This window comes from Lysobacter sp. A289, from assembly GCF_054072675.1.
The window spans coordinates 29,697-53,185 of the sequence record NZ_JBSVRN010000001.1 but is presented as its reverse complement, the minus strand read 5'-3'; the positions used below and the strand labels follow the sequence as shown (position 1 = coordinate 53,185).

Sequence of the window (23,489 nt, the reverse complement as noted above, 5' to 3'; positions counted from 1 at the left end):
TCAGCCGCGTGCCTTGAGTGCCGTCACCGCCGGCAGTTCCTTGCCTTCCAGGAACTCCAGGAACGCGCCGCCGCCGGTGGAGATGTAGCTGACCCGCTCGGCGATGCCGTACTTGTCGACCGCAGCCAGGGTGTCGCCACCGCCGGCGATCGAGAATGCGTTGCTGTCGGCAATCGCACGCGCCAGCACCTCGGTGCCCTTGCCGAACGCGTCGAACTCGAACACCCCGACCGGGCCGTTCCAGACCACCGTGCCGGCGCTGCGAATCAAAGCCGCGTAGCGCGCCGCGGTGTCCGGGCCGATATCGAGAATCATGTCGTCGGCGTCGACCGCATCGACCGCCTTCACCGTCGCCGGTGCATCGGCCGCGAATGCGGGCGCGACGACCACGTCGGTCGGCACCGGAATGTCGGCGCCGCGCGCTTTCGCATCGCTCATGATCTGCTTCGCGGTGTCGACCAGGTCCATCTCCACCAGCGACTTGCCCACGCCATGGCCCATCGCGGCGATGAAGGTGTTGGCGATGCCACCGCCGACGATCAGTTGGTCGACCTTGCCGACCAGCGAGGACAGCAATTCAAGTTTGGTGCTGACCTTGGAGCCGGCAACGATCGCCAGCAACGGCCGCGCGGGCTGGTCGAGCGCCTTGCCCAGCGCGTCCAGCTCGGCCATCAGCAGCGGGCCGCCGGCCGCGACCGGTGCGTGCCGGATGACGCCGTGGGTGGACGCCTGCGCGCGGTGCGAGGTACCGAACGCATCCATCACGAACACATCGCAGAGCGCGGCATACTGCTTCGACAAGGCATCGTCATCGGCCTTCTCGCCGACGTTCATGCGGCAGTTCTCCAGCAACACCAACTGGCCGGGCGCGACATCGACACCGTCGACCCAGTCCTTGACCAGCGGCACCTCGATGCCGAGCAGCGCGGACAGCCGACTGGCGACCGGCGCCAGCGAATCGGCTTCGCTCCACGCGCCTTCGGTCGGCCGCCCGAGGTGCGACATCACCATCACCGCCGCGCCCTTTTCCAGTGCCAGTCGCAGGGTCGGCAGCGCCGCCGCGATGCGCTGCTCGGAGGTGATGCGGGCCGGCTGGCCGGCGACATGCTCGATCGGCACGTTCAGGTCTTCGCGGATCAATACGCGTTTGCCGGAAAGGTCGAGGTCGGTCATGCGGAGAATGGTCATGGGTGCTTCCGTAGTCATGCGGGTGAGCCTGGACGTTCACCAGGCGGGACTGGCCATTGTCCAGTTCGTGGAGATGCCGGGCAAACCTTGCGTGGTTGACGAGGACGCAGCCATTCTGCGACACCGGGCATTTCCCACATATTGTGTTGACTAAAAATTAAAACACGATATGTTGTGCCCGTCGGTGCCGATCCTCGCGATCGGCTGAAAAGGGAAGCCGGTGTGAATCCGGCGCTGCCCCGCAGCGGTAAATGGAAACGAAAGCCGTCTTGGCACTGGGGCAACACGCCCTGGGAAGCGACGGCCAGTAGGAAAGACAGGCACTGCCTGCCCACGTCCAGAGCCCGAAGACCTGCCGACAACCGCGTGATGCACACCGCGCGGTGACCGGCCAGGGAGTCTTCGGGGGAAGACGGTCGGTGTCGCAGAACCCTGCCTCGGGCAGGGTGGCAGGGCGTCCTTCGATGCCCGGCGACACCTTCCGTTTCAGACCCGAGAATTCCACCGCCCGCGGGGGCGTGGCCGTGCCGTCGACAGCACGCTTTGCGCGTGCCGGCGGTGCGCCCATGCCTCCGTGCGTCGACCTTCGAGGGAAGGCCGTCGACCCGTGCGCCCTGCACCGGAGCCCACCCATGACCACCCTCGAACCAGCCACGGCCGACCTCGACCCGATTGCCGCAACCGACCCGTCTATACCCCCGAAAGGAGCCGCCGAACCCGGCTTCACCCTGACCCCGCCGGCCACCGCACTCAGCATGCGCGTGACCAAGCGCAACGGCAGTCACGAACCGGTCGACCTCAACAAAATCGTGCGTGCGATCACCCGCTGCAGCGACGACCTGTACGCGATCGACCCGATGCGCGTCGCCACCCGCACGATCTCCGGCCTGTACGACGGCGCGACCACGTCCGAGCTGGACGAACTGTCGATCCGCACCGCCGCCCTGCTGACCGCCGAGGAGCCCGAATACGGTCGCCTCGCCGCGCGCCTGCTGGCCGGGGTGATCGAGAAGGAAGTCGCGTCCATCGACATCAACGCGTTCTCGCAATCGGTGCAACGCGGCTACGACCTGGGGCTGATCAACGAGCGTCTGTTGGGCTTCGTGCAGGCCAACGCGCGCAAGCTCAACGACGCGATCGACCACACCCTCAACGCCCGCTTCGACTACTTCGGTCTACGCACCGTGTACGACCGCTACCTGTTGCGCCACCCGACCGCGCGCACGGTGATCGAGACCCCGCAGCAGTTCTTCCTGCGCATCGCCTGCGCCTTGTCGGAGGACGTGGCCGACGCGCTCGCGCTGTACCGGCGCATGGCCCAGCTGGACTATCTGCCCAGCTCGCCGACGCTGTTCAACGCCGGCACCACCCACGAACAGCTGTCGAGCTGCTTCCTGCTCGACTCGCCAGAGGACTCGTTGGAAGCGATCTACCAGCGCTACATGGACGTCGCCAAGCTGAGCAAGTTCAGCGGCGGCATCGGCCTGTCCTATAGCCGGGTGCGCTCGCGCGGCTCGCTGATCCGCTCCACCAACGGCCTGAGCAACGGCATCGTGCCGTGGCTGAAGACGCTCGATGCCTCAGTTGCAGCGGTCAACCAGGGCGGCAAGCGCAAGGGCGCGGCCTGTGTGTACCTGGAGCCGTGGCATGCCGACGTGGAGGAGTTCCTGGAACTGCGCGACAACACCGGTGAGGACGCCCGCCGCACCCACAACCTCAACCTCGCCAACTGGATCCCCGACGAGTTCATGCGCCGGGTGGAAGCCGATGCGATGTGGTCGCTGTTCGATCCGGCTGCGCTGGCAAAGAGCGGAGCGCCGTCATTGACCGACCTGTTCGGCGAGGCGTTCGACCGCGCGTATCACGCTGCCGAATCCGCCGGTCTGGCGACCCGTCAGGTCAAGGCGCGCGAGCTGTACGGGCGGATGATCCGCACCCTCGCCCAGACCGGCAACGGCTGGATGAACTTCAAGGACAAGTCCAACCGCGCCTGCAACCAGACCCTGCGCGAGGGCAACGTGGTGCACCTGTCGAACCTGTGCACGGAAATCCTGGAGGTCACTTCGCAGGAGGAGACTGCGGTCTGCAACCTGGGTTCGATCAACCTCGCCCACCACGTCGAGGGCGGGCCGCCCGGTAGCGGGGCGGCCCTGTTCGATTTCGGCAAGCTTGCCGAGACCGTGCGCCTGGCGGTACGGCAGCTCGACCGTGTGATCGACCTGAACTTCTATCCGATCGACACCGCACGCCGCGCGAACCTGAAATGGCGGCCGGTCGGACTGGGGGCGATGGGCCTGCAGGATGTGTTCTTCAAGCTGCGTCTGCCGTTCGATTCCGAGCCGGCGCGCGAGCTGTCCAAGCGGATTGCCGAGGATATCTACTTCCATGCGCTGGCCGCCTCCTGCGAGCTGGCCGTCGAGCAAGGCAAGCATCCGGCGTTCGGCGACACCCGCGCCTCGCAGGGCGAATTGCAGTTCGAGGCTTGGGGCGTGGCGCCGTCTGACCCGGCGCGCTGGGACGCACTGCGCGAGCGCATCCGCGAGCACGGTCTGCGCAACTCGCTGCTGATCGCGATCGCCCCGACCGCCACCATCGCCTCGATCGCCGGCTGCTACGAATGCATCGAGCCGCAGGTGTCCAACCTGTTCAAACGCGAGACGCTGTCGGGCGACTTTTTGGTGGTCAACAAGTACCTGGTCGAGGAACTCAAGACGCTCGGGCTGTGGACCCCGGAACTGCGCGACGCGGTGAAGATGGCCGACGGCTCGATCCAGGGCATCACCGCGATTCCCGAATCCCTGCGCGAGATCTACCGCACCGTCTGGGAACTGCCGATGCGTTCGCTGATCGACATGGCCGCCGACCGCGGTGCCTTCATCGACCAGAGCCAGTCGTTGAACCTGTTCATGGAGAACCCGAACATCGGCGCGTTGTCATCGATGTACATGTACGCGTGGAAGCAGGGCTTGAAGACCACCTACTACCTGCGCTCGCGGCCGGCGACGCGGATCGCCAAATCGACCGTCAGCGCGCCGGTACCCGGCAGCGAGGCGATCGCCTGCTCGCTGGAAAATCCGGAAAGCTGCGAAGCCTGCCAGTAACGCGCCGCGCATTCACTCCCTCACATTTAAGGAATCCCCATGACCACTCCACGCCTGCTCGACCCCGGCTTCGACCTCACCCTGCGCCCGATGCGCTACCCGCGTTTCTACGAGATGTACCGCGATGCGATCCGCAACACCTGGACGGTCGAGGAGGTCGATTTCTCGCTCGACGTCAACGACCTGCGCGGCAAGCTCGGCCCGGCCGAGCGCCACCTGGTCGAACGACTGGTCGCATTTTTCGCCACTGGCGACTCGATCGTCGCCAACAACCTGGTGCTGAACCTTTACCAGCACATCAACGCGCCCGAAGCCCGCATGTACCTGTCGCGGCAACTGTACGAGGAGGCGCTGCATGTGCAGTTCTACCTGACCCTGCTGGACACCTACCTGCCCGACGACAAAGCGCGTACCGAAGCGTTTGCGGCAGTCGAGAACATCCCGTCGATCCGCGCCAAGGCCGACTTCTGCTTCAAGTGGATCGACTCGATCCAGGACCTGAAACGCATCGAGACTCGCGAGCAGCGTCGCCAGTTCCTGCTCAACCTGATCTGCTTCGCCGCCTGCACCGAAGGCCTGTTCTTCTTCGGCGCCTTTGCCTACGTGTATTACCTGCGCTCGCGCGGTCTGCTGCATGGATTGGCCTCGGGCACCAACTGGGTGTTCCGCGACGAAAGCTGCCACATGGCGTTCGCCTTCGAGGTGATCCGCACCGCGCGCGAGGAGGAGCCGGAGCTGTTTGACGAGTCGATGCAGCGCGATGTCATCCAGATGCTGACCGAGGCCGTGGAATGCGAAATGCTGTTCGCCGCCGACACGCTTTCTGGTGGCGTGGTCGGCCTGTCGCTGAAGGACATGCGCCAGTACCTGGAATATTGCGCCGACCAGCGGCTCGGCCAGCTCGGCATGCCAACGCATTTCGGCGCAAGCAATCCGTTCGGCTTCATGGACCTGCAGGACGTGCAGGAAGTGACCAACTTCTTCGAACGCCGGGTGTCCGCCTATCAGGTCGGCGTGCAGGGCGAGGTCGCCTTCGATGCCGCGTTCTGAGCCCGCCACCGAGGCACGCATGACCGAGATCGTCTTCCCCGACCACACCAACCACCTGGGCACGCTGTTTGGCGGCCAGGCGCTGGCGTGGATGGACAAGGCTGCATTCATTGCTGCCTCACGCTACGCGCGCTGCACGGTGGTCACCGCGCGCTCGGAGCAGGTCGACTTTCACACCGCGGTCAACCAGGGCGCGCTGGTGCAATTGGTCGCACGGGTGATCGCCACCGGTCGCACCTCCTTGCAGGTAGAAGTGGAGATGCACGCCGAGGATCTACATTCGGGCCAGGCGCAGCTGGCCACACGCGGCCGCTTCACGATGGTCGCCTTGGATGACAGTGGCCGACCGACGCCGGTACCCCCGATGCCGCCGCCCCCACCCGCGTAGGGCGCATTAACAATGCGCCAGACCAACGGCGTAATGCGCCGCTCGCCCCACTCAATAAAACATCAGCTTCGCCAGCACCACGATGCCTGCCATCAGCACCAGGATGAGCTGATGGGTATGGCGGACGCTGCAGGGATCCAGGCCGCCGCGCGCGCTGGCCAGCACCGTGCGCGCGAACACCGCCAGCACCAGGAACGCCAGCGTCACCTTGGCCAGCAGCAGCCAGCCGAAACGCGAGCCCATGCAGGCGATTCCGTCACAGCGGATGTCGAACAAGGCGAACCCGCTGAGAAACAGCGCAGCCACCACCCACGGCATGAATCGTCGCGCACGTGACATCACCGCCTGCTCGATGCGACGCATCAACGCCGGTTCGAACTGGCCGTGCAGCGACTCCAGCACCAGCACTTCGAACGCGACCGCACCGATGAAGACGATCGCGCATGCCAAGTGCAATAGCAGGATCAGGGGGTACCAGCTGGCCATGCGCGCTCCTGGTTGTCGAGTTGGTGCGGCGTATTGTTTCGGTGTGGCGCATTGTTAATGCGCCCTACGCGCCTCTATGTGGATTCAGCCGCCGACGATGGGCAGGCCGAGCGAGCGGCCGCCGTCGTTCAGGCCCAGGCCGTAACGCAGGCTGCGGCCGATGCGCTGGGCGTAGTCGTGGACTTGCTGGGCGTGCTCGGGATCGAGTACTTCGTCGGCGGTCTCGCGCCACAGCGCCAGCCAGTCCTCGAAGTGCTCGGCATGGATCGAGTGGCCGCGGTGCTTGGCCATCGGGTTGCCGCGATAGGTTCCTGCGCCCAGCGCGACCGACGACCAGAACGAGGTCAGCAGGCGCTTGTGTTCGGGCCAGTCGTCCACGGCGGCGTTGAATACCGGGCCCAGGGTGGGATGGACCTGGATCTTGTCGTAGAACCGGTCGACCAGAGCCGCCAGTTGCTGTTCGGTGAGTTCGGTGGAATCGCGTGTCATGGGATACCGGCAGTAGCTCGCGACGACGGCCGCGAAAACGAAAGAAGGGCGACCACGATGGCCGCCCTTCTCCAGATGGAGGCTTACTTGGCGAGAGTCAAGCTGCCCTTCATCATCGCGACGTGGCCGGGGAACGAGCAGAAGTAGGTGTAGTCCTCGCCCGCCTTCAGTTTCGCGACCGGGATGGTGACCGTGGTCGATTCGCCACCGCCGATCAGTTTGCTGGCCGCAATCACCCGCGCATCGCCCGCCTTTACGTAGTCGGCGTCCGCTCCGGCCTTCATGCCGCCGGCATTGATGCCATTGACGTCAGCGGTCTTGCCGAGCACGAAGTTGTGCCCCATCACCGTCTTGGGCAGCTGCCCGGTGTGCTTCAGGGTAACCTTGAACTCCTTGCAGGTTGCCGGCACCTGCAGGCTCTTGGTGGTGAACTGCATCGCGTCGGTGCTTTCGACCGTCGCCGCGCAATCGGCGGCCATCGCGGGCAGGGCAAAGCTCCCGGCAAGACCGAGTACGGCAACAGCTGTCAACTTGCGGATCATTTTTCTGGCTCCATGTAGTGGGGTGTTGGCGCCATTGTCCCGGCGCCCTGGCAAGCCCGCCTTGATCCATGTCAGGGCCGCGATGAATCCAATCGCGAGACAATGGCAATGCCGGAAACCGTTAAGGTGGAGCGTCCATGACCCACGTCGTTACCGAAAATTGCATCAACTGCAAACACACCGATTGCGTCGAGGTGTGTCCGGTCGACTGTTTCCACGAAGGCCCCAATTTCCTGGTGATCGATCCCGACGAGTGCATCGACTGCACCTTGTGCGTGGACGAATGCCCGGTGGGCGCGATTTACCCGGAAGACGATGTCCCCGCGGGGCAGGAGAAGTTCCTGGCGATCAACGCCGAACTGGCGCCGTTGTGGCCGGTGATCGACCGCAAGATCCCGGCGCTGGAAGACGCGGAAAAGTGGGATGGTGTGCCGGACAAGTTGCCGTTGCTGAAGCGCTGAAGAAGCCCTGATCAGTTCGCTTTTGAAGGACGTTGCCAATCAAGTCCATGGATCCTCGCCTTCGCGGGGATGACGGCAGTTGTTCCGACCTGCCTTTATGAAACCCAACAAAAAACCGGGCGATGAAGCCCGGTTTTTCGTGTGCGGCAATGGCGATTATTTCGCCACGACCTTGACCATCTCCAGGCACTTGTTGGAGTAGCCCCACTCGTTGTCGTACCAGGCGACCAGCTTGACGAAGGTGTCGTCCATCGCGATGCCGGCGTCGGCGTCGAAGATCGAGGTGCGGGTGTCGCCACGGAAGTCGGTCGCCACGACCTTGTCGGTGGTGTAGCCCAGGATGCCCTTCAGCGGGCCTTCGGACTGCGCCTTCATCTCCGCGCAGATCTCCGCGTAGGTGGCCGGCTTCTCCAGCTCGACGGTCAGGTCGACCACCGACACGTCCGAGGTCGGCACGCGGAAGCTCATACCGGTCAGCTTCTTGTTGAGCTCCGGAATCACCACGCCGACGGCCTTGGCCGCGCCGGTGGATGAGGGAATGATGTTCTCCAGGATGCCGCGGCCGCCGCGCCAATCCTTGTTGCTCGGACCGTCGACGACCTTCTGGCTCGCGGTGGCGGCGTGCACGGTGGTCATCAGGCCACGCTTGATGCCCCACTTGTCGTTGAGCACCTTGGCCACCGGGGCCAGGCAGTTGGTGGTGCACGAGGCGTTGGAGATGATCGCTTCGCCGGCATACTTTTTGTCGTTGACGCCATAAACGAACATCGGCGTGTCGTCCTTGGACGGTGCCGACAGGATCACCTTCTTGGCGCCGGCGTCGAGGTGCTTCTGCGCGGCTTCCTTGGTCAGGAACAGGCCGGTGGATTCAATGACCACATCGACATCGACCTCGTCCCACTTCAGGTTGGCCGGATCGCGCTCCTGGGTCAGGCGGATCTTCTTGCCATTGACGACGATGTGCTCGCCCTCGACCTTGACGTCACCGTCGAAACGGCCGTGGACGGAGTCGTATTGCAGCATGTAGGCCAGGTAGTCCGGCTCCAGCAGGTCGTTGATGGCAACCACTTCGATGTCATTACCGAAATTCTCAATCGCCGAACGCAGGACGTTGCGTCCGATACGGCCAAAACCGTTGATACCAACCTTGATCGCCATTGCAGGGCTCCTGACGGGCATGTGTAAGGGGAAAAGCCCCTCATTTTAGCCTATTCCCGGCCACGACAGGCTTGAGCCATCGCGCCATCCGCCCTGCCACCCCACACCTCGACGTGAACGACGCGGCCGCGACGCGTCACGGCATGTCGCGCAAGGCGGCAACGATCCTGCTCCGCTACCCTTGTCGGCATGAATCGATCCGTATGCGGCATTTCCCTGACTTTGGCGTTGGCCACCTGCGCCTTGCTCGCCTCCTTCGACGCTTCGGCCTGGGGTCCTCGCGGCCACCAACTGGTCGCGTCACTGGCCAACGACGCGTTGACGCCGCAGGCGCGCAGCGAGGTCGAGCGCCTGCTGGCCGACGACCCGGCGCGGGACCTGGCCGGCATCGCCAGTTGGGCGGACGAGTTGCGCGAGCGCGACCCCGACCTGGGCAAGCGCAGCGCGCGCTGGCATTACGTCAACCTTGCCGAGAACGACTGCCATTACGACGCGGCGCGTGATTGCCCCGGTGGCGATTGCGTGGTCGAGGCGATCCGGGTCCAGACCACGATCCTGGCCGATCGTGACCAGCCGCTGGAAGCGCGGCGGCAGGCGCTGAAGTTCGTCGTCCACTTCGTCGGCGATGTCCATCAGCCCGCCCATGCCGGCTACGCCCACGACCTGGGCGGCAACAAGTTCCAGATCAACCTGTACGGCAAGGGCAGCAACCTGCACAGGTTGTGGGACAGCGGGCTGCTCAACACCCGGGGGCTTAACACCGCGCGTTATCTGGAACGTCTGCGGGAGTTGCCGGAGCCGGCGACATCCCAATCCTCGGGACACCCGGTATTGATCGCGGACAGTGCCCCCGAATGGGCCAGGCACTCCTGTTCGATCGTGCGCCAGCCAGGCTTCTATCCGCCGCGCGCCAAGATCAACGGCGACTACGTACAGGCGTGGCGGCCGGTGGCTGAAACGCAATTGCGCCTGGGCGGCGCCAACCTTGCTGCGGTGTTGAACCAGGCATTCGGCGAGCCGTAGTCACCGCGCGCCGCAACGGGAAAACGGATCCGGCTGCGGGCATACGCAACTCGTGACGTCCGAACGTGGCCGTATCTCGAGAGCAAGACCAACACCACGCTGGCAACTGCGATGCAGGACATCCATTGTTCACTTGCCGATAGCGCTGCCGGACGCATCATCAATACCCTGCACAACCTCACGTTGTGCTGCGAACCCTCCGTAGTCGGGAGCAACCTGATGACCACCGACCTGCTCATCCAGCCGTTCTTCCATGATCCGACCGGCACCTGGAGCTACGTCGTCAGCCGAGGCGTCGATGCGGTGGTGATTGACCCGGTGCTCGACTACGACCACCGCTCCGGCCGGGTTGCCACCGACAGTGCCGGCGCCCTGCTCGAGCACATCGCGGCGCACGGCCTGCAAGTGCATCGGATCCTGGAAACCCACGCCCACGCCGACCACCTGAGTGCGGCCGCCTTCCTGCGGGCGCGAACTTCGGCGACAGTGGCGATCGGCACCGGGATCCGCTCGGTGCAGGCGCATTTCGCCGCGATCTTCCGACTCGCCACCGACGACGACGCAGTCGTCCACGCGTTCGATCAACTGCTGGCCGATGGCCAGGTCATCCATGCGGGCCGGTTGCACATCGAGGTGATCGCGACGCCCGGACACACGGCCGATGGACTGAGCTACCGGATCGGCGACAACGTGTTCATCGGCGACACGCTGTTTTCCCCTGACCTGGGCACCGCCCGCTGCGACTTCCCCGGCGGCAGCGTCGAGCAACTGCACACCTCCATACAGCGCCTCTATGCACTGCCCGATGAGACCACGCTGTGGCTGTGCCACGACTATCCACCGGCCGGGCGCGAGCGCCGCGCCAGCGTCAGCGTCGGCGAGTCCCGCCGCGACAATCGCATGCTTGCGGGCGAAACGACTCTGGAGACCTTCCGTGCCGCGCGCAGCGCGCGCGATGCCGACCTGCCCGCGCCCAACCTGCTGTACCCGTCGCTGCAGGTGAACCTCCGCGGCGGCCGCCTGCCCCCTGCCGGAGCCGACGGTCGCCGTTACCTGTGCATGCCGCTGCAGGTGGAGCCACCAGCAGACGGCTTATGAACGCTCGTCAGGAGCAACGGGGGGCGCCGGCGGCATGGGAGGCGCCGGCGGCGCATGAGCCGAAGGCGCGGCAGGCGGCGCCGGCGGTGCCGGAGGCGCGGGCCGGTCAGGATCAAACTCCACCGGAACCCGGATGCGGCTGGCAACCGGCTTGCCGTTTTCGATCTTTGGCTCGAACCGCCAGTTGCGCGCTGCTTCCACCGCGGCCTGATCGAACACACCGGCCGGCTCGGCCGACTCAACCTGGATATCTGCCGGGAGCCCTTGCGCGTCCACGCCTATCACCAGATTCACTTTGCCGCCGATGCCCTGAGTGACCGCTTCGGCCGGGTACGACGGCCGCGCCATCTCTCCAATGCTGACGACTTCCTGATTTGACTCGACCTTTGGCGGCTGTGCCGCCCATGCGCTGTAGCCGACCAGCAAACTCAAGGCGGCGACGACGGTGCTGCCGGCCAACCAGCGCGAAACCGTGGGGATGGGTTGCTTGAGCATGGCGATTCTCTCCGTGAGTGGATGGCTATAACCCCAGTGGCATCCCAGCGGCAGGGGCTGTGTAGCCAGCTGGGTCTTGAGCATTGCCTCGCCGTACGCGCGACGCGACTGCGGATGGCGAGCGATCACGCGCTGGTCGCAGGCCAGCTCCTGGTCATGACGAAAATGCCGGGCCGCGACGTGGACCAGCGGGTTGAACCAGAACACGCAACGCAGGGCGGCGGCGACGGCATTGAGGTGTAGATCGCCGCGGCGGATATGGCTGGTTTCATGGGCCTGCATCAGCACACGCTGCTCGTGGCTGTAGCGTTGATCGAAATCGGCCGGCACCACAATTTGCGGTCGCCACGCACCCAGCACGGCAGGCAGGCCATTGGTCGTGCCGGCCTGATGCAGGCCATCGGTGCGCTGGCGCAGCGGACCCAGCGCGCGCCGGAACCGGCGTTGCTGGAGGAAAAAACGCAACGCCATCGCCAGTGCGCCCAACCACCAGACCGGCAACAGTACGGCTGCGGTGTCGACCGTCGCCAGAATTCCAATGACAACCGCTTGCGGCACCGTGTCACCCAAGGCCAGTCCCATCGCGCCCGCTGCTGGTGCAACCGCCGCTGACGGCAGCAGCACCGCCAGCACTGCGACCGGAACCAGCCACCAGGCCGCATAGGCGGTCGCCGTACCGAACCGGCCCCGTAACCCGTGACGCAGCAGCATCACCAGCACGATCGCCACGCTCGACGCGACCGTGGTCTCGACCAACGCGCCAAGCATCTCAGGAGCTTCCATCGTCGATCTCCTCGAGCAGTTTGCGCAGCTCGGCGACGTCCTTGGGACTGAGCTTGCGGTGCTCACTGAAGTGCGCCACCAGCGGCGCGACCCGGCCACCAAACAACCGGTCAAGCAGGCTCTCGCTTTCGTCGATCAGCCAGTCCTCGCGCTTGAGCACCGGCGTGTACAGATAGCGGCGCCCGTCCTTCTCGGCAGCAATCGCACCCTTGTTGAGCAGGCGGTTGAGCAAGGTCTTGATGGTCGCTTCCTGCCATTGCCGACCCTCGGCCAGGGCGACAACCACGTCCTCGGCCGCCAGCGGCTGCTGCCGCCAGAGCACGTCCATCACGATCGATTCGGCTTCGCTGATCTGCATTGTTTACGCCTGTAATCCTATTGACAGATTACGGATGTAAACGCGGATGTCAAGCTACCGATCCACCCACTCGCCCAGGCCTCGCAACCGATGACCATGCCACCACCCTGAGGCCGTGCACGGACCTGCCCATCCGCGAACATCGCGACGGCGACCGCGTACACCGCTGCCGAGCAGGCCGCGTGCAATTGCCTTGCCTTGGCGGCTCCGTGGGATGTGCCTTACAGCGAGCGCGCCACCTCGACCACGCGCTCGACGGTGAAGCCAAAGTGCGGGAACAGCTTTTCCGCCGGCGCACTGGCGCCGAAGGTGTCGATGCCGATCACCGCTCCGTCCAGGCCGACGTACTTGCCCCAGAAGTCGCTGACACCGGCCTCGATCGCCACCCGCTTGCGGCAGGCCTTGGGCAGCACCGATTCGCGATACGCCACGTCCTGGCGGTCGAACACGTCGGTCGAGGGCATCGACACCACGCGCACGTTGTCGCCAAGCTGCGCGGCGGCCTTCATCGCCAGGCCGACTTCCGAGCCGGTCGCGATCAGGATCACGTCCGGGTTCGGGCCGCCGTCCTTGAGCACGTAACCGCCGCGCGCGATGGCGGCGACCTGGGCGGCGTCGCGCGGCTGGTGGTCGAGGTTCTGACGCGAGAACACCAGGCAGCTCGGACCGTCCGCACGCTCGATCGCGGCCTTCCACGACACCGCCGACTCGACCGCGTCGCAGGGACGCCAGACGTCGTTGTTGGGGATATAGCGCAGGCTGGCCACATGCTCGATCGGCTGGTGGGTCGGGCCGTCCTCGCCCAGGCCGATCGAGTCGTGGGTGTAGACGTGGATCGCGCGTGCGCCCATCAGCGCGCTCATCCGCACCGCGTTGCGGGCGTAGTCGCTGAACACCAGGAAGGTCGCGTCATACGGAATGAAGCCGCCGTGCAGGGTCAGTCCGTTGCTGATCGCGGTCATCGCGAACTCGCGCACGCCGTAATAGATGTAGTTGGCGTCGCGGGCGTCGGTGGTGACCGACTTGCTGCCGCTCCACAAGGTCAGGTTGGATCCCGCCAGGTCGGCCGAGCCGCCAACCAGCTCCGGCAGGTGCGGCGCGAACGCTTCGATCGCCATCTGCGAGGCCTTGCGCGAGGCGACGACTGAACCGTCGGCCTGCAGCTTGGCGATGTAGGCATCGGCCATGGCCGCGAAACCTTCCGGTAACTCCGCGTGCGAGCGACGGATCAGCTCGTCGGCCTGCTCCGGGAAACGCGCCGCGTACTTGTCGAACGCCTCGTTCCACTGGTCCTCGCGGAACTTGCCGACCTGGCCCACGCGCCAGCCGTCGTAGATCTCCGGCGCGATATGGAACGCTTCATGTTTCCAGTCGAGCGCCGCGCGGGTGGCGGTGATTTCATCGGTGCCCAGCGGTGCGCCGTGACTGGACGCCTTGCCGGCCTTCGCCGGTGAGCCGTGCCCAATCGTGGTTCGACAACAGATCAGGGTCGGCTTGTCGCTGCTCAGCATCGCCTCGTCGATGCCGCGCTTGATCGCGTCCGCGTCATGGCCGTCGATACCGCGCACCACGTTCCAGCCATAGGCCTCGAACCGCGCCGGGGTGTCGTCGGTGAACCAGCCGGCGGTGTCACCGTCGATGCTGATGTGGTTGTCGTCCCAGAACGCGACCAGCTTGTTCAAGCCCCAGGTACCGGCCAGCGACGCCGCCTCGTGGGAGATGCCTTCCATCAGGCAGCCATCGCCCATGAACACCCAGGTGCGGTGGTCGACGATCGCTTGCTCGGGACGGTTGAAGCGCTGCGCCAGCAGTTTCTCCGCCAGCGCCATGCCCACCGCGTTGGCGAGACCCTGGCCCAGCGGACCGGTGGTGGTCTCCACCCCCGGGGTCATGAAGTTCTCCGGGTGGCCGGGGGTCTTCGAGTCCAGTTGGCGGAACTGCTTCAGGTCCTCGATCGACAGGTCATAGCCGGACAGGTGCAGCAGCGCGTACTGCAGCATCGAGCCGTGGCCGTTGGACAGGATGAAGCGGTCGCGGTTGAACCACCCGGGGTTGGCCGGGTTGTGGCTCAGGTAATCGTTCCACAGCACCTCGGCGATATCGGCCATGCCCATCGGCATGCCGGGGTGGCCGGAATTGGCCGCCTGGACGGCGTCGATGGCGAGGAAGCGGATGGCATTGGCGAGGTCGCGGCGGCTGGGCGTGGGCATGACGGGTCCAAGAAGGGAAGGCTCGGCCGGCGCGGAGATACCCGGGCAGGCGGGCGCCAATTGTCGCCGAGTCCGCGCGTGCGGCCAAACCTTGGCCATCGGCAGCGGCGGGAAAGCCGGGATTCACGCACTTGGCGACCGTGCGCCACGCCTGTCTTGCGCGGCTTTTGCGCCGCTACCGCCGCTGGCCAGCGCCGATCAATCCGCCATTGTCAGCGGTACCGGGTCGCTCTCGCCACGCGACACCACAGCCGCCGCGACCAGGTCGCCGGTGACGTTGAGCGTGGTCCGGCACATGTCGAGGAAGCGGTCGACGCCCAGGATGATGCCGATGCCCTCCGGCGGCACCCCGACCATGACGCAGATCAGCGCGATCACCGGCAACGAGCCCGCCGGCACGCCCGCAGTCCCGATACCGCCGAGGATGCACACGAACATCACCGTGACCTGCGACGCCAACGACAATTCGACCCCGAAGAACTGCGCCAGGAACAGCACCGTCACACCTTCGAACAACGCGGTGCCGTTCTGGTTGGCGGTAGCGCCGACGGTCAGCACGAAACGTGAGATCTTGCGCGGCAGTCCCAGATCCACTTCGGCAACCTTGAGCGCGGTCGGCAAAGTGGCGTTCGACGAGGACGTCGAGAACGCCATCAGCATCGCTTCCTGCGAGTTCTTGAAGAACTTCAGCGGCGAATAGCCGCCGACGAACTTCAGCGCGATCGAATAGACCACGAACATGTGGATCGACAGCGCCAGCACCACCACGCCGACATACGCGCCAAGCCGCACCAGCAAGTCCCAGCCAAACAATGCCGCCAGGTTGAACATGAAACAGAACACCGCATACGGCGCCAGCTTGATGACCAGCCCGATCAAGGTCATCGACACCTCGAACAGCCCTTCGATGCCGCGTTGCAGGGTATCGGCCGCCTTGCTGTTGGTCATCACCAGGCCGATGCCGACCATCAGCGCGAAGAACATGACCGAGAGGATCGAGTTTTCAGCCGCCGCGGTAATCACGTTGCTCGGCACGATCGACAGCAACATGTCCATGCCCTGCGCCTGGCCCGCACTGCTGGCGACGATCGCCTGCGCACGGTCGGCACCTTCAGCGAGCATCTGCTCGGCGGCAGCGCGGTCGACGCCGACGCCCGGCTGCAGCCAGTTGACCAGCACCAGCCCGATCACCACCGCGATGCTGGACACGATGACCGTATAAGCCAGCGTCTTCCAGCCGACCCGGCCCAGCGAGCGCACATCCCCCATCTCGGCGATGCCGACCACCAACGCGGAAAACAGCAGCGGGATGATCAGCATGAAGATCAACCGCAGGAACAACTGGCCGGCCGGCTGGGTCACGTAGTTGGTCAGCCACTGCACCCAGGCGGCGTCGGCTCCGGACACGTAGTGCGCGATCATCCCCAGCAACAGGCCGGCGACGAAACCAATTGCCATCTTCCAATGCAAGGGCATCTTGCTTTTGCCCTTGGCGTCCGCACCGCTGTTCGCTTCGGTCATCGGGTGTTTTCCTGCTGGACAGCGGCCGAGCTTAGCAAACCTGAACCTCTATTCCACGCCGGGCCCGGCGGGACTTCCCTCAGGGTTTTGGATACAACGGCGGCAATGGCGAGGCGGGCTCCGGCAATGACGGGCGCCAACGTGGGCCGCGGGCGAATGCCGCACGCATCATCTGGCGTGCGACAACCCCGTCACCGCCGCCCCAGCGCGCGCGCTGCATCGCATCGAGCGCATCCACCTGGGCCGGCTCATCAAGCCGTGCCTGCACCTCATCAATGCTCCCCGCCGGCAACCGGGCCAGGCGACACAAGCGGTCGGCAATGTCTTCAAAATCACTGCTGGCCAATGCGCGCTTGAAACCGGCGACGTCCGGCTTTGCGACATCCTGCTTTGCGACCTCGGTCCGGCCAGGCGTCGACGCCGCCGATGGCGACGTGCCCGCGGGCAACCGGTGCAAGCCCCACACCAGGGTCACCAACCACAGCAGCGCGAACAGCGCGGTAGCCAGCACCCAGCCGCGATCCGCACCGGCAATCACATTGGCTGGCGCGGGCTCGCTCACCCCCGGTGGCAGCGACGCATCCATCGGGGGCACCGGCAAGCCACCGGCGGCGGCAGCCACCGTCCACTCCAGCGGCGGCAACTTGGCGGTGCGGGTTGCGCCTTCGTCCACGTCCCACCACTGCAATTGCAAACCCGGCAGCGTCACCACGCCGGCCCTCGACGGCACCAGCGAAAACTGGCGTGTCACCGTCACCTGTGGGCGTCCATCGACGAAGCGTTCGTCCGTCTGGGCCGGCTCTGCGAATACTTGCACATCCTCTACCGGGGGCAGTTGCAACTCAGGCACCTGGGCCGTGGTGGCACCGTCGACCACGGCTTCCACGGTCACTGTCGCCGCCACGCCGGCATGCAGTTGCTGGGGCGTCGACAAGTAGCGCAGCTTCATGTCGTGCAATGGCAACCACGGCTGCGGCGCGGTCTTGGGAATCGGCTGAACCTCAAGCACCCGCGGTGGCGCCTGTGCGTGCAACGCGCCACCGCCGCGGCCGAGGAAGTCCTCGAAGAACCCGGCCGCGCCCCGGCCCTCGAAACTGGCACCCGGCACGCTCAGGCTGCCGCTGCGCTCGGGAATCAGAAGGTAGCGACGCTCGATCACGTTGTAGCGCCGACCGTCGATCTGGCGGCTGTATTGCGCATCATCACCCACTTGCTGCAACGTCGCGCCCTCCGGCGCCGCCTGGTCCAGTTGCCCTGAAACCAGCGGCACCGCCGCGTACAAGCGCACCACCCAGCCCACCGTTTGCTGCACGTAGGGCGTCGTGTCGTCGGGCTCGCTTTCCAGGAACACATCATCGCCGGCGCGCGCCGGACTGACGGCGCTGGCCGGGGTCACCACCAACGATAACGGGTCGGTGCGCTGGCCGCCAATATCCAGTGCCGGCACGGTCAGCACCCCCTCACGTTGGGGTTTCAGGGCGACCGCATACAAGGTCCGGGACACGGCGCGACCATTGGTCAAGGTCATCTGCCGGCTGCTGCTGCGCCCGCTGATCTGAAAGTCGGCCTGCAGCGGCGTGTAGTCGGGGCTGGCGCCAGTGTCCGTCTCAATGTTGAGGGTGACTGTCTCGCCAAACTCGATCCGGTCACGGTCAAGCCAGGTCCGGGTCTGTGCGTTGGCCGCCAGGCTGGCCATCGAAAGCAGCAGCAACAAGGCCTGCAGCATTACTCGCGACATCGGTTTCATTGTTCACTGCCTCCCTGTTGTTGGCGACGCTGGTACTCGATCCGGAATTTCGCACGCAGCAGTCCACCCGGGTCGTCAGGGATCCGGCCCAACCAGGCCTCGTTGGCGATCCTGCGTTCGCGCTGGGCCGGCGTCTCCGATGCGGGCGCCGTCGACGCTTCCGATTCCTCACGCTTGCCCGGTTCCTGGCTGGCCTGACCAAGCGCCTGCTCCATGCGCTCACGTTGGGCCTCGTCCGCCGCCTGCTGGGCGTTTGCATCGGCGGCCTCGGGCGGTGCGGAGGACGACGGTGGCGATTGCGGAGTACCGGGATCGTTGGAGGGATCTTGCGGCTCTCCATCCTCGGGTTGGCTGGGCGGCTCGGCCTTCTTGCCACTGTCGGATGGCGAGCCTGATGGGGACCCGTTTTCCGGTTCCTGTCCTGAGCCTTTTTGATCCTGATCCCCAGGTTGCTTGCCTTTGCCCGGGCCCTTTGGCGGTTGACGCTTCATCGCCGCCTCGACGGCCTGCCGGTTGGCGACCGCGTCCGGCATGGTGGCCTGGCGGGCAATCGCCTCATCGTAGGCTTCCAGCGCCTGGGGATACTCGCCGGCCTTGGCCAATGCGTTGCCACGGTTGTAATCGGCCTCCGGGCCGTCGATGGTTGCGTAGAGTTCTGCGGCGCGGCCGAAATCGCCCTCGCGATACGCCTGCGCTGCCTGTTCCATCTTCTGATGGGACACCTGGTCGGGGCGTTGCCACAGCTCCGCGGCCTCCGCGGTGCGGCCGGGAAGCCACAAACACAGCACGATCACGGCAACCGGGGCGCCACGTCGAAACGCGAACAATGCCAGCAGCATCAGCGGCGGCAGCAACCAGAAGCCCCCATCCTGCCAACTCAAACCGTGCTCGGCAGCAGCGGACTGATCGCCAGCGCCATCCATGCCCGTATCCGTCGGATCCAGCACTCCGAGCGTCTCCAGGTCGGTGTTGTCCGGCGTGAGGGTGACGTAGCGTCCCCCGCCCGCCGCCGCGAGCTGGCGTAGCGAATCGACCTCCAGACGCGTGCTGGCTATGGCGCCTGTCGCGGTCTTGTAGGGTGCTCCCTGGGGAGTGCCCAAGCCGACGGCCGATACCGAATAGCCCCGGGCACTCGCGGCGCGCGCCGCGGCCAATGCATCGGCATCGGCCTGATTGGTCAACATCAGGATCCGGCCACTGCGGAAACCGGCCTGCTCCAGCAGCCTGGCCGACCGGGCGATCGCGCGGTCGCCCCGCTGGCCCTCCACCGGCATCACATCGGGCTGAAGCGCACCCAGGAACAGCGCCACGTTGGTCGCGTCGCGGGTCAACGGGGCCACAGTGAAAGCATCACCGGCGTAGACGACCAGCCCGACCTGTCCGCCTTCGCGCTGGTCCAGCAATACCGCCAGCTTGGCGCGCGCCTGGGCAAGCCGCGACGGCTGCAGGTCCCCGGCAAGGCTGGTGCTGGACAGATCCAGTGCGATGACCAGCGGTGTCTGCGGTTGCCACAGCGGCTGCGCGGCCTGCTGCCAACTCGGTCCTGCCAGTGCCAGGACGGCCAGCAGGTAGGCCAGCGAGTATCCGAACGCGGCAAGCAGCACTCGCGGCTTGCGCGAACCGCGTCGGTCTGCGAGCAGATGCGCGAGCAGGTGCGGGTCAACGGCGTCACGCCAGACACTCGCGCGGTGCCGGCGACGTTGCCACCACCAACCCAGCAGCGGCAGGCCCAACAGCAGCCATAACCAGTCAGGCCGAAGGAAATGCAGCGCATCGAGGTCGATATTCACGCGCGCCTCCTGCCGGGCCAGAGCAAAGCCAGCAAGCCCAGCGCGAACGCCGCGCCCAGCGGCCATGGGTAGCGCTCCAGCTTCGGTCGTACCGCCTGGCCTGGACGCTCCACCGGCTCGAGCCGGTCAATCTCGGCGTAGATTCCGGCCAGCGCAGTGGTGTCGTTGGCACGGAAGAAGCGGCCACCGGTAATCTCCGCGACCTTCTTCAAGGTCGCCTCGTCAATATCATCGGCGGTCCCTGCCATCGGCAACTGGAAGCCGAACAGCGACGTCGCGCCGCCACCGCCAAACGCAACGGTGTGTACCCGCACGCCGGCGTCACGGGCCAGCTCGGCCGCCTTCAACGGCTTCAGCAAGCCGGCGGTGTTGACGCCATCGGTCAACACAATCAGGACAGTATCGGCATCGCCATCAGCGGTGGCGGCTGCCGGCCGGCCCTGCAAGCGTTTCACCGCCAGGCCGATCGCATCGCCAATCGCGGTTTCCTGACCGGCCAGGCCGACCACGCTGTCGGCCAGTTGCAGACGCACGCTGGCCAGGTCCCCGGTCAACGGGGTCAACGCGTAGGCACGACGCCCGAACACCACCAGTCCGACCCGGTCACCCTGGCGACGGTCCAGGAAATCCGACAGCACCGCCTTGGCCGCCGTCAGTCGATCCACTTGGCGCCCACCCAACTGCATGTCCGGCTCACTCATGCTTCCCGACAGATCCAGCGCCAACATCAGCTCCCGGCCCTGCTCCGGTGGCAGGATTGCCTCACCCAGCTGCTGCGGCCGCGCGGCCGCCACGCACAACGCCAGCCACACAAGCCACAACAACCACGGCACGCCGCTGCCCCGCACGCCGCCGGTACCGGCCAGACCGCCAAGCCGGTCACCGAAGGGCACCTTCAGCGCCGGTGATGGGCTGGGCCTTGCCGGCAGCAGCCAACGCGCGAGCAGCGGCAACGGCACGGCGAGCAGCAACCACGGCCAGGCAAACCCCGCGAATGCCTGCGCCAGCCACGCGTCCCACGCCGAGATCATGATTTCGCCATCCATTGCAGGAAGCGTGCACGCGCGAGTGGGCGCAGCGCTGCTACTTGTTGCGGATCGACCTGCTTGCGATAGCCTCCGTCCAGCAACAAACGACCTGGACCTTGACGAAAACCGCGGTTGTCAGTCGCCCGTTTGCCGCGTTTTTCCTTGGTTTTGACATCACGGTCGAGCAGCTCCAGCCACGCGTCGCCTTGCAGTCGATCCGCCTCGGGATTGACCCGGCGTGCCGCGCGGCGCAGCAACTCCGATATCGCTGCCACCTCCGCGGCCGGCGTGGCTGCGGCCGCCACGGTCTCGTCGAACACCGCGGCAATGGCCGCGAGCCGCCTGCGCCGCCGCCGAGCCCACCAGGCCCAGCCGCCCACAGCCGCGACCACCAGCGCAGCGAGCAGCCACCAGCCGGGTGCGGGTGGCCACCACGGCGGCGGCGGCGGCTGGTGGATGTCGCGCAATACCAGCGCCGCGCCCTGCATCACGCCACCATCGGCCGTGGCTGGCCCAGCAACGGCAACCACGACTCACTGGGTGCATCACAGGACAAGGCCTGCACACGGACCCCGCGCGCCGGCAACGACGCCAGCGCCGCCTCCAGTGGGACAGCAAACTCGGCGCGCCATTGCTTCCGCCGGGCGGGGCTGTCCAGGTCCAGCTCGATGCGTTGATCACCGCTGCGAAACGGCAACGTCGCCGTCGGTGGCGACAACTCCAGCGGGTCGGTCAACAGCAGTACCACGACCTCATGGTGCTGGGACAACACCGACCAGCGCCGCTCCGCAATATCGGCCAGGCTGTGCGGATCGGCCAGCACCAGCAGTCTTGAACCAGGACGCAGCAAGCGTTGGGCGTGGTCGAGGGCAACGCCAAGACCGGCATCCTCGTCGGGCGGCCCTGCGTACCACCGCACCAGTGCATCCAATACCCGCAGGGCGCCGCGAGGGCCACCGGCCGGCGTCACCGGCGGCTCGGCCTGGCTGCCGCGCAACGCCGCGATACGGTCGCCGTCGCGGACCGCCGCCCAGGCGGCGACCGCCCCGGCCCGAGCAGCCTGGACCGACTTGAACCGGGTCCGGGTTCCGAAATACAGCGAGGGCGCGGTGTCGGCGACGATCAAGGTCAGTCGTTCGCGTTCGGCCTGATAAAGCTTGGTATGGGCGCGACCGGTGCGCGCGGTCAGGCGCCAGTCGATATGACGGGCGTCGTCGCCGGCGATGTACTCGCGTGACTCGGCGTACTCCATTCCGCGTCCGCGCATCGGCGACAGCGCTTGTCCACTGACCCCGTGGCGGCCGTGCCTGGCACCGCGCCGGCCACTCGCCGCGGCACGCAGCGCCACCAGTTCTGCCAGCGTCGGGGTAATGCCGTCGCTCACGGCAGTGGGACTTTGGCCAGCAGCTCGGCCACCAGCCGGTCGCCGTCCCAGCCTTCCGCCGTCGCCTCGTAACTGGGCAGGATGCGATGGCGCAGCACGTCGGGTGCGACTGCGCGGACATCATCCGGAGTGACATAGTCGCGTCCCACCAGCCAGGCGTGCGCCCGTGCACAGCGCTCCAACGCGATCGATCCACGTGGGCTCGCCCCCCAGGCAATCCGCCGGGTGAGCGCGGCGTCGTAGGCGGCGGCATTGCGCGAGGCCAGCACCAGTTCGATCAGGTAACGCTCCACTGCCGGTGCCAGATGGACGTCGAGCACCGCATCGCGGGCGGCAAATACATCCTCCTGCGACAGCCGCGTCGCGGGCGCGGTCACCGGCTTGAGCGCATCGCGCGCGCGATCGCGGGCCAGCTTGAGGATCCCGGCCTCGGCCTCGGCTTCGGGGTAGCCGATCCGCACGTGCATCAGGAACCGGTCCAACTGCGCTTCCGGCAACGGGAACGTGCCCTCCTGTTCGATCGGGTTCTGGGTCGCCATCACCAGGAACAACGGCGGCAACGGATAGGTCGCCCGGCCGACGGTCACCTGCCGCTCGCCCATCGCCTCCAGCAATGCGGACTGCACCTTGGCCGGGGCTCGGTTGATCTCGTCCGCCAGCAGTATCGGGTGGAAAATGGGCCCGGGCAGGAATTCGAAACGGCCGTCCTGAGGACGCCAGATCTCGGTCCCGGTCAGGTCGGCAGGCAGCAAGTCCGGGGTGAACTGGACCCGCGCGAACTCGGCATCCAGCCGTGCCGCCAATGCCCGGATCGCACTGGTCTTCGCCAGCCCGGGCGCGCCCTCGACCAGCAAGTGTCCGTCCGCCAGCAGCGCAATCAGCAACCGGTCGATAAGGGCCGCTTGGCCGATGATCTCAACCGACAAGGCCGTGCGCAGCTGGTCGAACGTCCGTCGCAGCCGGGCCAGCTCGGTCGGGTCGGTTCCGGATGCGCGATCCGGTTGGTCGGCGGTCGCGCTATCGTCCATCGAAAATTCGTCCATCGGGGGTCTCGGGTCGGGGCATCGCTCGAGTTTGACCGATGTCAGCTGTCGAGGTTCCGTCCCGGGAGACTCGCATTCAGCTTTTCGACTCCGTCCTGCCCAACGAAAACAGGGCCCGAAGGCCCCGTTTTCATGGTGCTGGCAAC

The 23,489-nt window shown here is 66.1% G+C and carries 21 protein-coding genes and 1 riboswitch; of the genes, 6 read left to right on the top strand and 15 right to left on the bottom strand.

The window, feature by feature from the left end; all coding sequences use genetic code 11:
- Positions 1 to 1,188 (bottom strand): phosphoglycerate kinase, encoded by a 1,188-nt coding sequence (locus tag ACW5DN_RS00250; protein WP_456960769.1) that lies wholly within the window; start codon positions 1,186 to 1,188, stop codon positions 1 to 3.
- A gap of 165 nt (positions 1,189 to 1,353) precedes the next feature.
- A riboswitch (cobalamin riboswitch) is annotated at positions 1,354 to 1,562 on the top strand.
- Between the two features lie 381 nt (positions 1,563 to 1,943).
- On the opposite strand from ACW5DN_RS00250, the gene ACW5DN_RS00245 reads away from it, so the two are divergent.
- From ACW5DN_RS00245 to ACW5DN_RS00235, 3 genes are read left to right on the top strand one after another with little or no spacing between them, the layout of a single operon-like run.
- Positions 1,944 to 4,289, top strand: coding sequence for a ribonucleoside-diphosphate reductase subunit alpha (locus tag ACW5DN_RS00245; RefSeq protein ID WP_456962904.1), 2,346 nt, complete (start codon positions 1,944 to 1,946; stop codon positions 4,287 to 4,289).
- A gap of 39 nt (positions 4,290 to 4,328) precedes the next feature.
- Positions 4,329 to 5,339 (top strand): ribonucleotide-diphosphate reductase subunit beta, encoded by a 1,011-nt coding sequence (locus ACW5DN_RS00240; protein ID WP_456960768.1) that lies wholly within the window; start codon positions 4,329 to 4,331, stop codon positions 5,337 to 5,339.
- Positions 5,326 to 5,727, top strand: a complete 402-nt coding sequence (locus ACW5DN_RS00235) for an acyl-CoA thioesterase (RefSeq protein WP_456960767.1) — start codon at positions 5,326 to 5,328, stop codon at positions 5,725 to 5,727. The genes ACW5DN_RS00240 and ACW5DN_RS00235 overlap by 14 nt, the downstream gene beginning before the upstream one ends.
- Positions 5,728 to 5,778: 51 nt before the next feature.
- On the opposite strand, the gene ACW5DN_RS00230 is transcribed toward ACW5DN_RS00235, so the two are convergent.
- From ACW5DN_RS00230 to azu, 3 genes are all read right to left on the bottom strand, one after another.
- A complete protein-coding gene (locus tag ACW5DN_RS00230; protein ID WP_456960766.1) occupies positions 5,779 to 6,213 on the bottom strand; it encodes a CopD family copper resistance protein in 435 nt (144 codons plus the stop codon).
- Positions 6,214 to 6,297: 84 nt separating this feature from the next.
- Positions 6,298 to 6,702: a group III truncated hemoglobin gene (locus tag ACW5DN_RS00225; RefSeq protein WP_456960765.1), complete on the bottom strand. Its 405-nt coding sequence runs from the start codon at positions 6,700 to 6,702 to the stop codon at positions 6,298 to 6,300.
- Positions 6,703 to 6,785: 83 nt separating this feature from the next.
- The gene (azu, locus tag ACW5DN_RS00220) at positions 6,786 to 7,244 is read right to left on the bottom strand and encodes an azurin (RefSeq protein ID WP_456960764.1); all 459 of its coding nucleotides are present in this window, start codon (positions 7,242 to 7,244) and stop codon (positions 6,786 to 6,788) included.
- A 137-nt stretch (positions 7,245 to 7,381) separates the two neighbouring features.
- Between azu and fdxA the strand changes: the two genes are divergently transcribed.
- Complete coding sequence (fdxA, locus tag ACW5DN_RS00215) at positions 7,382 to 7,705, top strand: ferredoxin FdxA (protein WP_456960763.1); 324 nt, start codon at positions 7,382 to 7,384, stop codon at positions 7,703 to 7,705.
- 156 nt (positions 7,706 to 7,861) lie between these two features.
- On the opposite strand, the gene gap is transcribed toward fdxA, so the two are convergent.
- Positions 7,862 to 8,863 (bottom strand): type I glyceraldehyde-3-phosphate dehydrogenase, encoded by a 1,002-nt coding sequence (gene gap, locus ACW5DN_RS00210; RefSeq protein WP_456960762.1) that lies wholly within the window; start codon positions 8,861 to 8,863, stop codon positions 7,862 to 7,864.
- 189 nt (positions 8,864 to 9,052) lie between these two features.
- On the opposite strand from gap, the gene ACW5DN_RS00205 reads away from it, so the two are divergent.
- Both ACW5DN_RS00205 and ACW5DN_RS00200 read left to right on the top strand, forming a co-directional pair.
- On the top strand, positions 9,053 to 9,886 hold the full coding sequence (locus tag ACW5DN_RS00205; RefSeq protein WP_456960761.1) for a S1/P1 nuclease: 834 nt from the start codon (positions 9,053 to 9,055) through the stop codon (positions 9,884 to 9,886).
- A gap of 111 nt (positions 9,887 to 9,997) precedes the next feature.
- Entirely contained in the window at positions 9,998 to 10,984 is a 987-nt protein-coding gene (locus ACW5DN_RS00200) for an MBL fold metallo-hydrolase (protein ID WP_456960760.1), read from the top strand.
- On the opposite strand, the gene ACW5DN_RS00195 is transcribed toward ACW5DN_RS00200, so the two are convergent.
- The 10 genes from ACW5DN_RS00195 to ACW5DN_RS00150 form a co-directional block, all read right to left on the bottom strand.
- Positions 10,979 to 12,262 carry a TonB family protein gene (locus tag ACW5DN_RS00195; RefSeq protein ID WP_456960759.1) on the bottom strand — a complete coding sequence of 428 codons (1,284 nt, stop codon included), beginning with the start codon at positions 12,260 to 12,262 and terminating at the stop codon, positions 10,979 to 10,981. The genes ACW5DN_RS00200 and ACW5DN_RS00195 overlap by 6 nt on opposite strands.
- Positions 12,249 to 12,620, bottom strand: coding sequence for a BlaI/MecI/CopY family transcriptional regulator (locus ACW5DN_RS00190; protein WP_456960758.1), 372 nt, complete (start codon positions 12,618 to 12,620; stop codon positions 12,249 to 12,251). The genes ACW5DN_RS00195 and ACW5DN_RS00190 overlap by 14 nt, the downstream gene beginning before the upstream one ends.
- Before the next feature lie 221 nt (positions 12,621 to 12,841).
- A complete protein-coding gene (tkt, locus tag ACW5DN_RS00185; RefSeq protein WP_456960757.1) occupies positions 12,842 to 14,830 on the bottom strand; it encodes a transketolase in 1,989 nt (662 codons plus the stop codon).
- A gap of 198 nt (positions 14,831 to 15,028) precedes the next feature.
- The gene (locus ACW5DN_RS00180) at positions 15,029 to 16,351 is read right to left on the bottom strand and encodes a dicarboxylate/amino acid:cation symporter (protein ID WP_456960756.1); all 1,323 of its coding nucleotides are present in this window, start codon (positions 16,349 to 16,351) and stop codon (positions 15,029 to 15,031) included.
- A 79-nt stretch (positions 16,352 to 16,430) separates the two neighbouring features.
- Complete coding sequence (locus tag ACW5DN_RS00175) at positions 16,431 to 18,098, bottom strand: BatD family protein (RefSeq protein WP_456960755.1); 1,668 nt, start codon at positions 18,096 to 18,098, stop codon at positions 16,431 to 16,433.
- Positions 18,095 to 19,888, bottom strand: a complete 1,794-nt coding sequence (locus ACW5DN_RS00170; RefSeq protein WP_456960754.1) for a VWA domain-containing protein — start codon at positions 19,886 to 19,888, stop codon at positions 18,095 to 18,097. Before ACW5DN_RS00170 ends, ACW5DN_RS00175 begins: the two co-directional genes overlap by 4 nt.
- Positions 19,885 to 20,919 carry a vWA domain-containing protein gene (locus ACW5DN_RS00165; protein ID WP_456962903.1) on the bottom strand — a complete coding sequence of 345 codons (1,035 nt, stop codon included), beginning with the start codon at positions 20,917 to 20,919 and terminating at the stop codon, positions 19,885 to 19,887. The genes ACW5DN_RS00170 and ACW5DN_RS00165 overlap by 4 nt, the downstream gene beginning before the upstream one ends.
- The gene (locus tag ACW5DN_RS00160) at positions 20,916 to 21,404 is read right to left on the bottom strand and encodes a DUF4381 family protein (protein ID WP_456962902.1); all 489 of its coding nucleotides are present in this window, start codon (positions 21,402 to 21,404) and stop codon (positions 20,916 to 20,918) included. The genes ACW5DN_RS00165 and ACW5DN_RS00160 overlap by 4 nt, the downstream gene beginning before the upstream one ends.
- Positions 21,404 to 22,351, bottom strand: a complete 948-nt coding sequence (locus tag ACW5DN_RS00155; protein WP_456962901.1) for a DUF58 domain-containing protein — start codon at positions 22,349 to 22,351, stop codon at positions 21,404 to 21,406. Before ACW5DN_RS00155 ends, ACW5DN_RS00160 begins: the two co-directional genes overlap by 1 nt.
- Entirely contained in the window at positions 22,297 to 23,343 is a 1,047-nt protein-coding gene (locus ACW5DN_RS00150; protein ID WP_456960753.1) for an AAA family ATPase, read from the bottom strand. The genes ACW5DN_RS00155 and ACW5DN_RS00150 overlap by 55 nt, the downstream gene beginning before the upstream one ends.
- Between the last annotated feature and the right edge of the window lie 146 nt (positions 23,344 to 23,489).

What these genes read in the sequence shown, in the direction of transcription:
- gap (WP_456960762.1), bottom strand. Translation starts at nt 8,863, where the DNA reads ATGGCGATCAAGGTTGGTATCAACGGTTTTGGCCGTATCGGACGCAAC.
- ACW5DN_RS00180 (WP_456960756.1), bottom strand. Translation starts at nt 16,351, where the DNA reads ATGACCGAAGCGAACAGCGGTGCGGACGCCAAGGGCAAAAGCAAGATG.
- ACW5DN_RS00200 (WP_456960760.1), top strand. Translation starts at nt 9,998, where the DNA reads ATGCAGGACATCCATTGTTCACTTGCCGATAGCGCTGCCGGACGCATC.
- ACW5DN_RS00160 (WP_456962902.1), bottom strand. Translation starts at nt 21,404, where the DNA reads ATGCAGGGCGCGGCGCTGGTATTGCGCGACATCCACCAGCCGCCGCCG.
- ACW5DN_RS00165 (WP_456962903.1), bottom strand. Translation starts at nt 20,919, where the DNA reads ATGATCTCGGCGTGGGACGCGTGGCTGGCGCAGGCATTCGCGGGGTTT.
- ACW5DN_RS00230 (WP_456960766.1), bottom strand. Translation starts at nt 6,213, where the DNA reads ATGGCCAGCTGGTACCCCCTGATCCTGCTATTGCACTTGGCATGCGCG.
- ACW5DN_RS00245 (WP_456962904.1), top strand. Translation starts at nt 1,944, where the DNA reads ATGCGCGTGACCAAGCGCAACGGCAGTCACGAACCGGTCGACCTCAAC.
- ACW5DN_RS00250 (WP_456960769.1), bottom strand. Translation starts at nt 1,188, where the DNA reads ATGACCATTCTCCGCATGACCGACCTCGACCTTTCCGGCAAACGCGTA.
- ACW5DN_RS00240 (WP_456960768.1), top strand. Translation starts at nt 4,329, where the DNA reads ATGACCACTCCACGCCTGCTCGACCCCGGCTTCGACCTCACCCTGCGC.
- azu (WP_456960764.1), bottom strand. Translation starts at nt 7,244, where the DNA reads ATGATCCGCAAGTTGACAGCTGTTGCCGTACTCGGTCTTGCCGGGAGC.
- ACW5DN_RS00190 (WP_456960758.1), bottom strand. Translation starts at nt 12,620, where the DNA reads ATGCAGATCAGCGAAGCCGAATCGATCGTGATGGACGTGCTCTGGCGG.
- ACW5DN_RS00205 (WP_456960761.1), top strand. Translation starts at nt 9,053, where the DNA reads ATGAATCGATCCGTATGCGGCATTTCCCTGACTTTGGCGTTGGCCACC.
- ACW5DN_RS00195 (WP_456960759.1), bottom strand. Translation starts at nt 12,262, where the DNA reads ATGGAAGCTCCTGAGATGCTTGGCGCGTTGGTCGAGACCACGGTCGCG.
- tkt (WP_456960757.1), bottom strand. Translation starts at nt 14,830, where the DNA reads ATGCCCACGCCCAGCCGCCGCGACCTCGCCAATGCCATCCGCTTCCTC.
- ACW5DN_RS00150 (WP_456960753.1), bottom strand. Translation starts at nt 23,343, where the DNA reads ATGGACGAATTTTCGATGGACGATAGCGCGACCGCCGACCAACCGGAT.
- ACW5DN_RS00175 (WP_456960755.1), bottom strand. Translation starts at nt 18,098, where the DNA reads ATGAAACCGATGTCGCGAGTAATGCTGCAGGCCTTGTTGCTGCTGCTT.
- fdxA (WP_456960763.1), top strand. Translation starts at nt 7,382, where the DNA reads ATGACCCACGTCGTTACCGAAAATTGCATCAACTGCAAACACACCGAT.
- ACW5DN_RS00225 (WP_456960765.1), bottom strand. Translation starts at nt 6,702, where the DNA reads ATGACACGCGATTCCACCGAACTCACCGAACAGCAACTGGCGGCTCTG.
- ACW5DN_RS00235 (WP_456960767.1), top strand. Translation starts at nt 5,326, where the DNA reads ATGCCGCGTTCTGAGCCCGCCACCGAGGCACGCATGACCGAGATCGTC.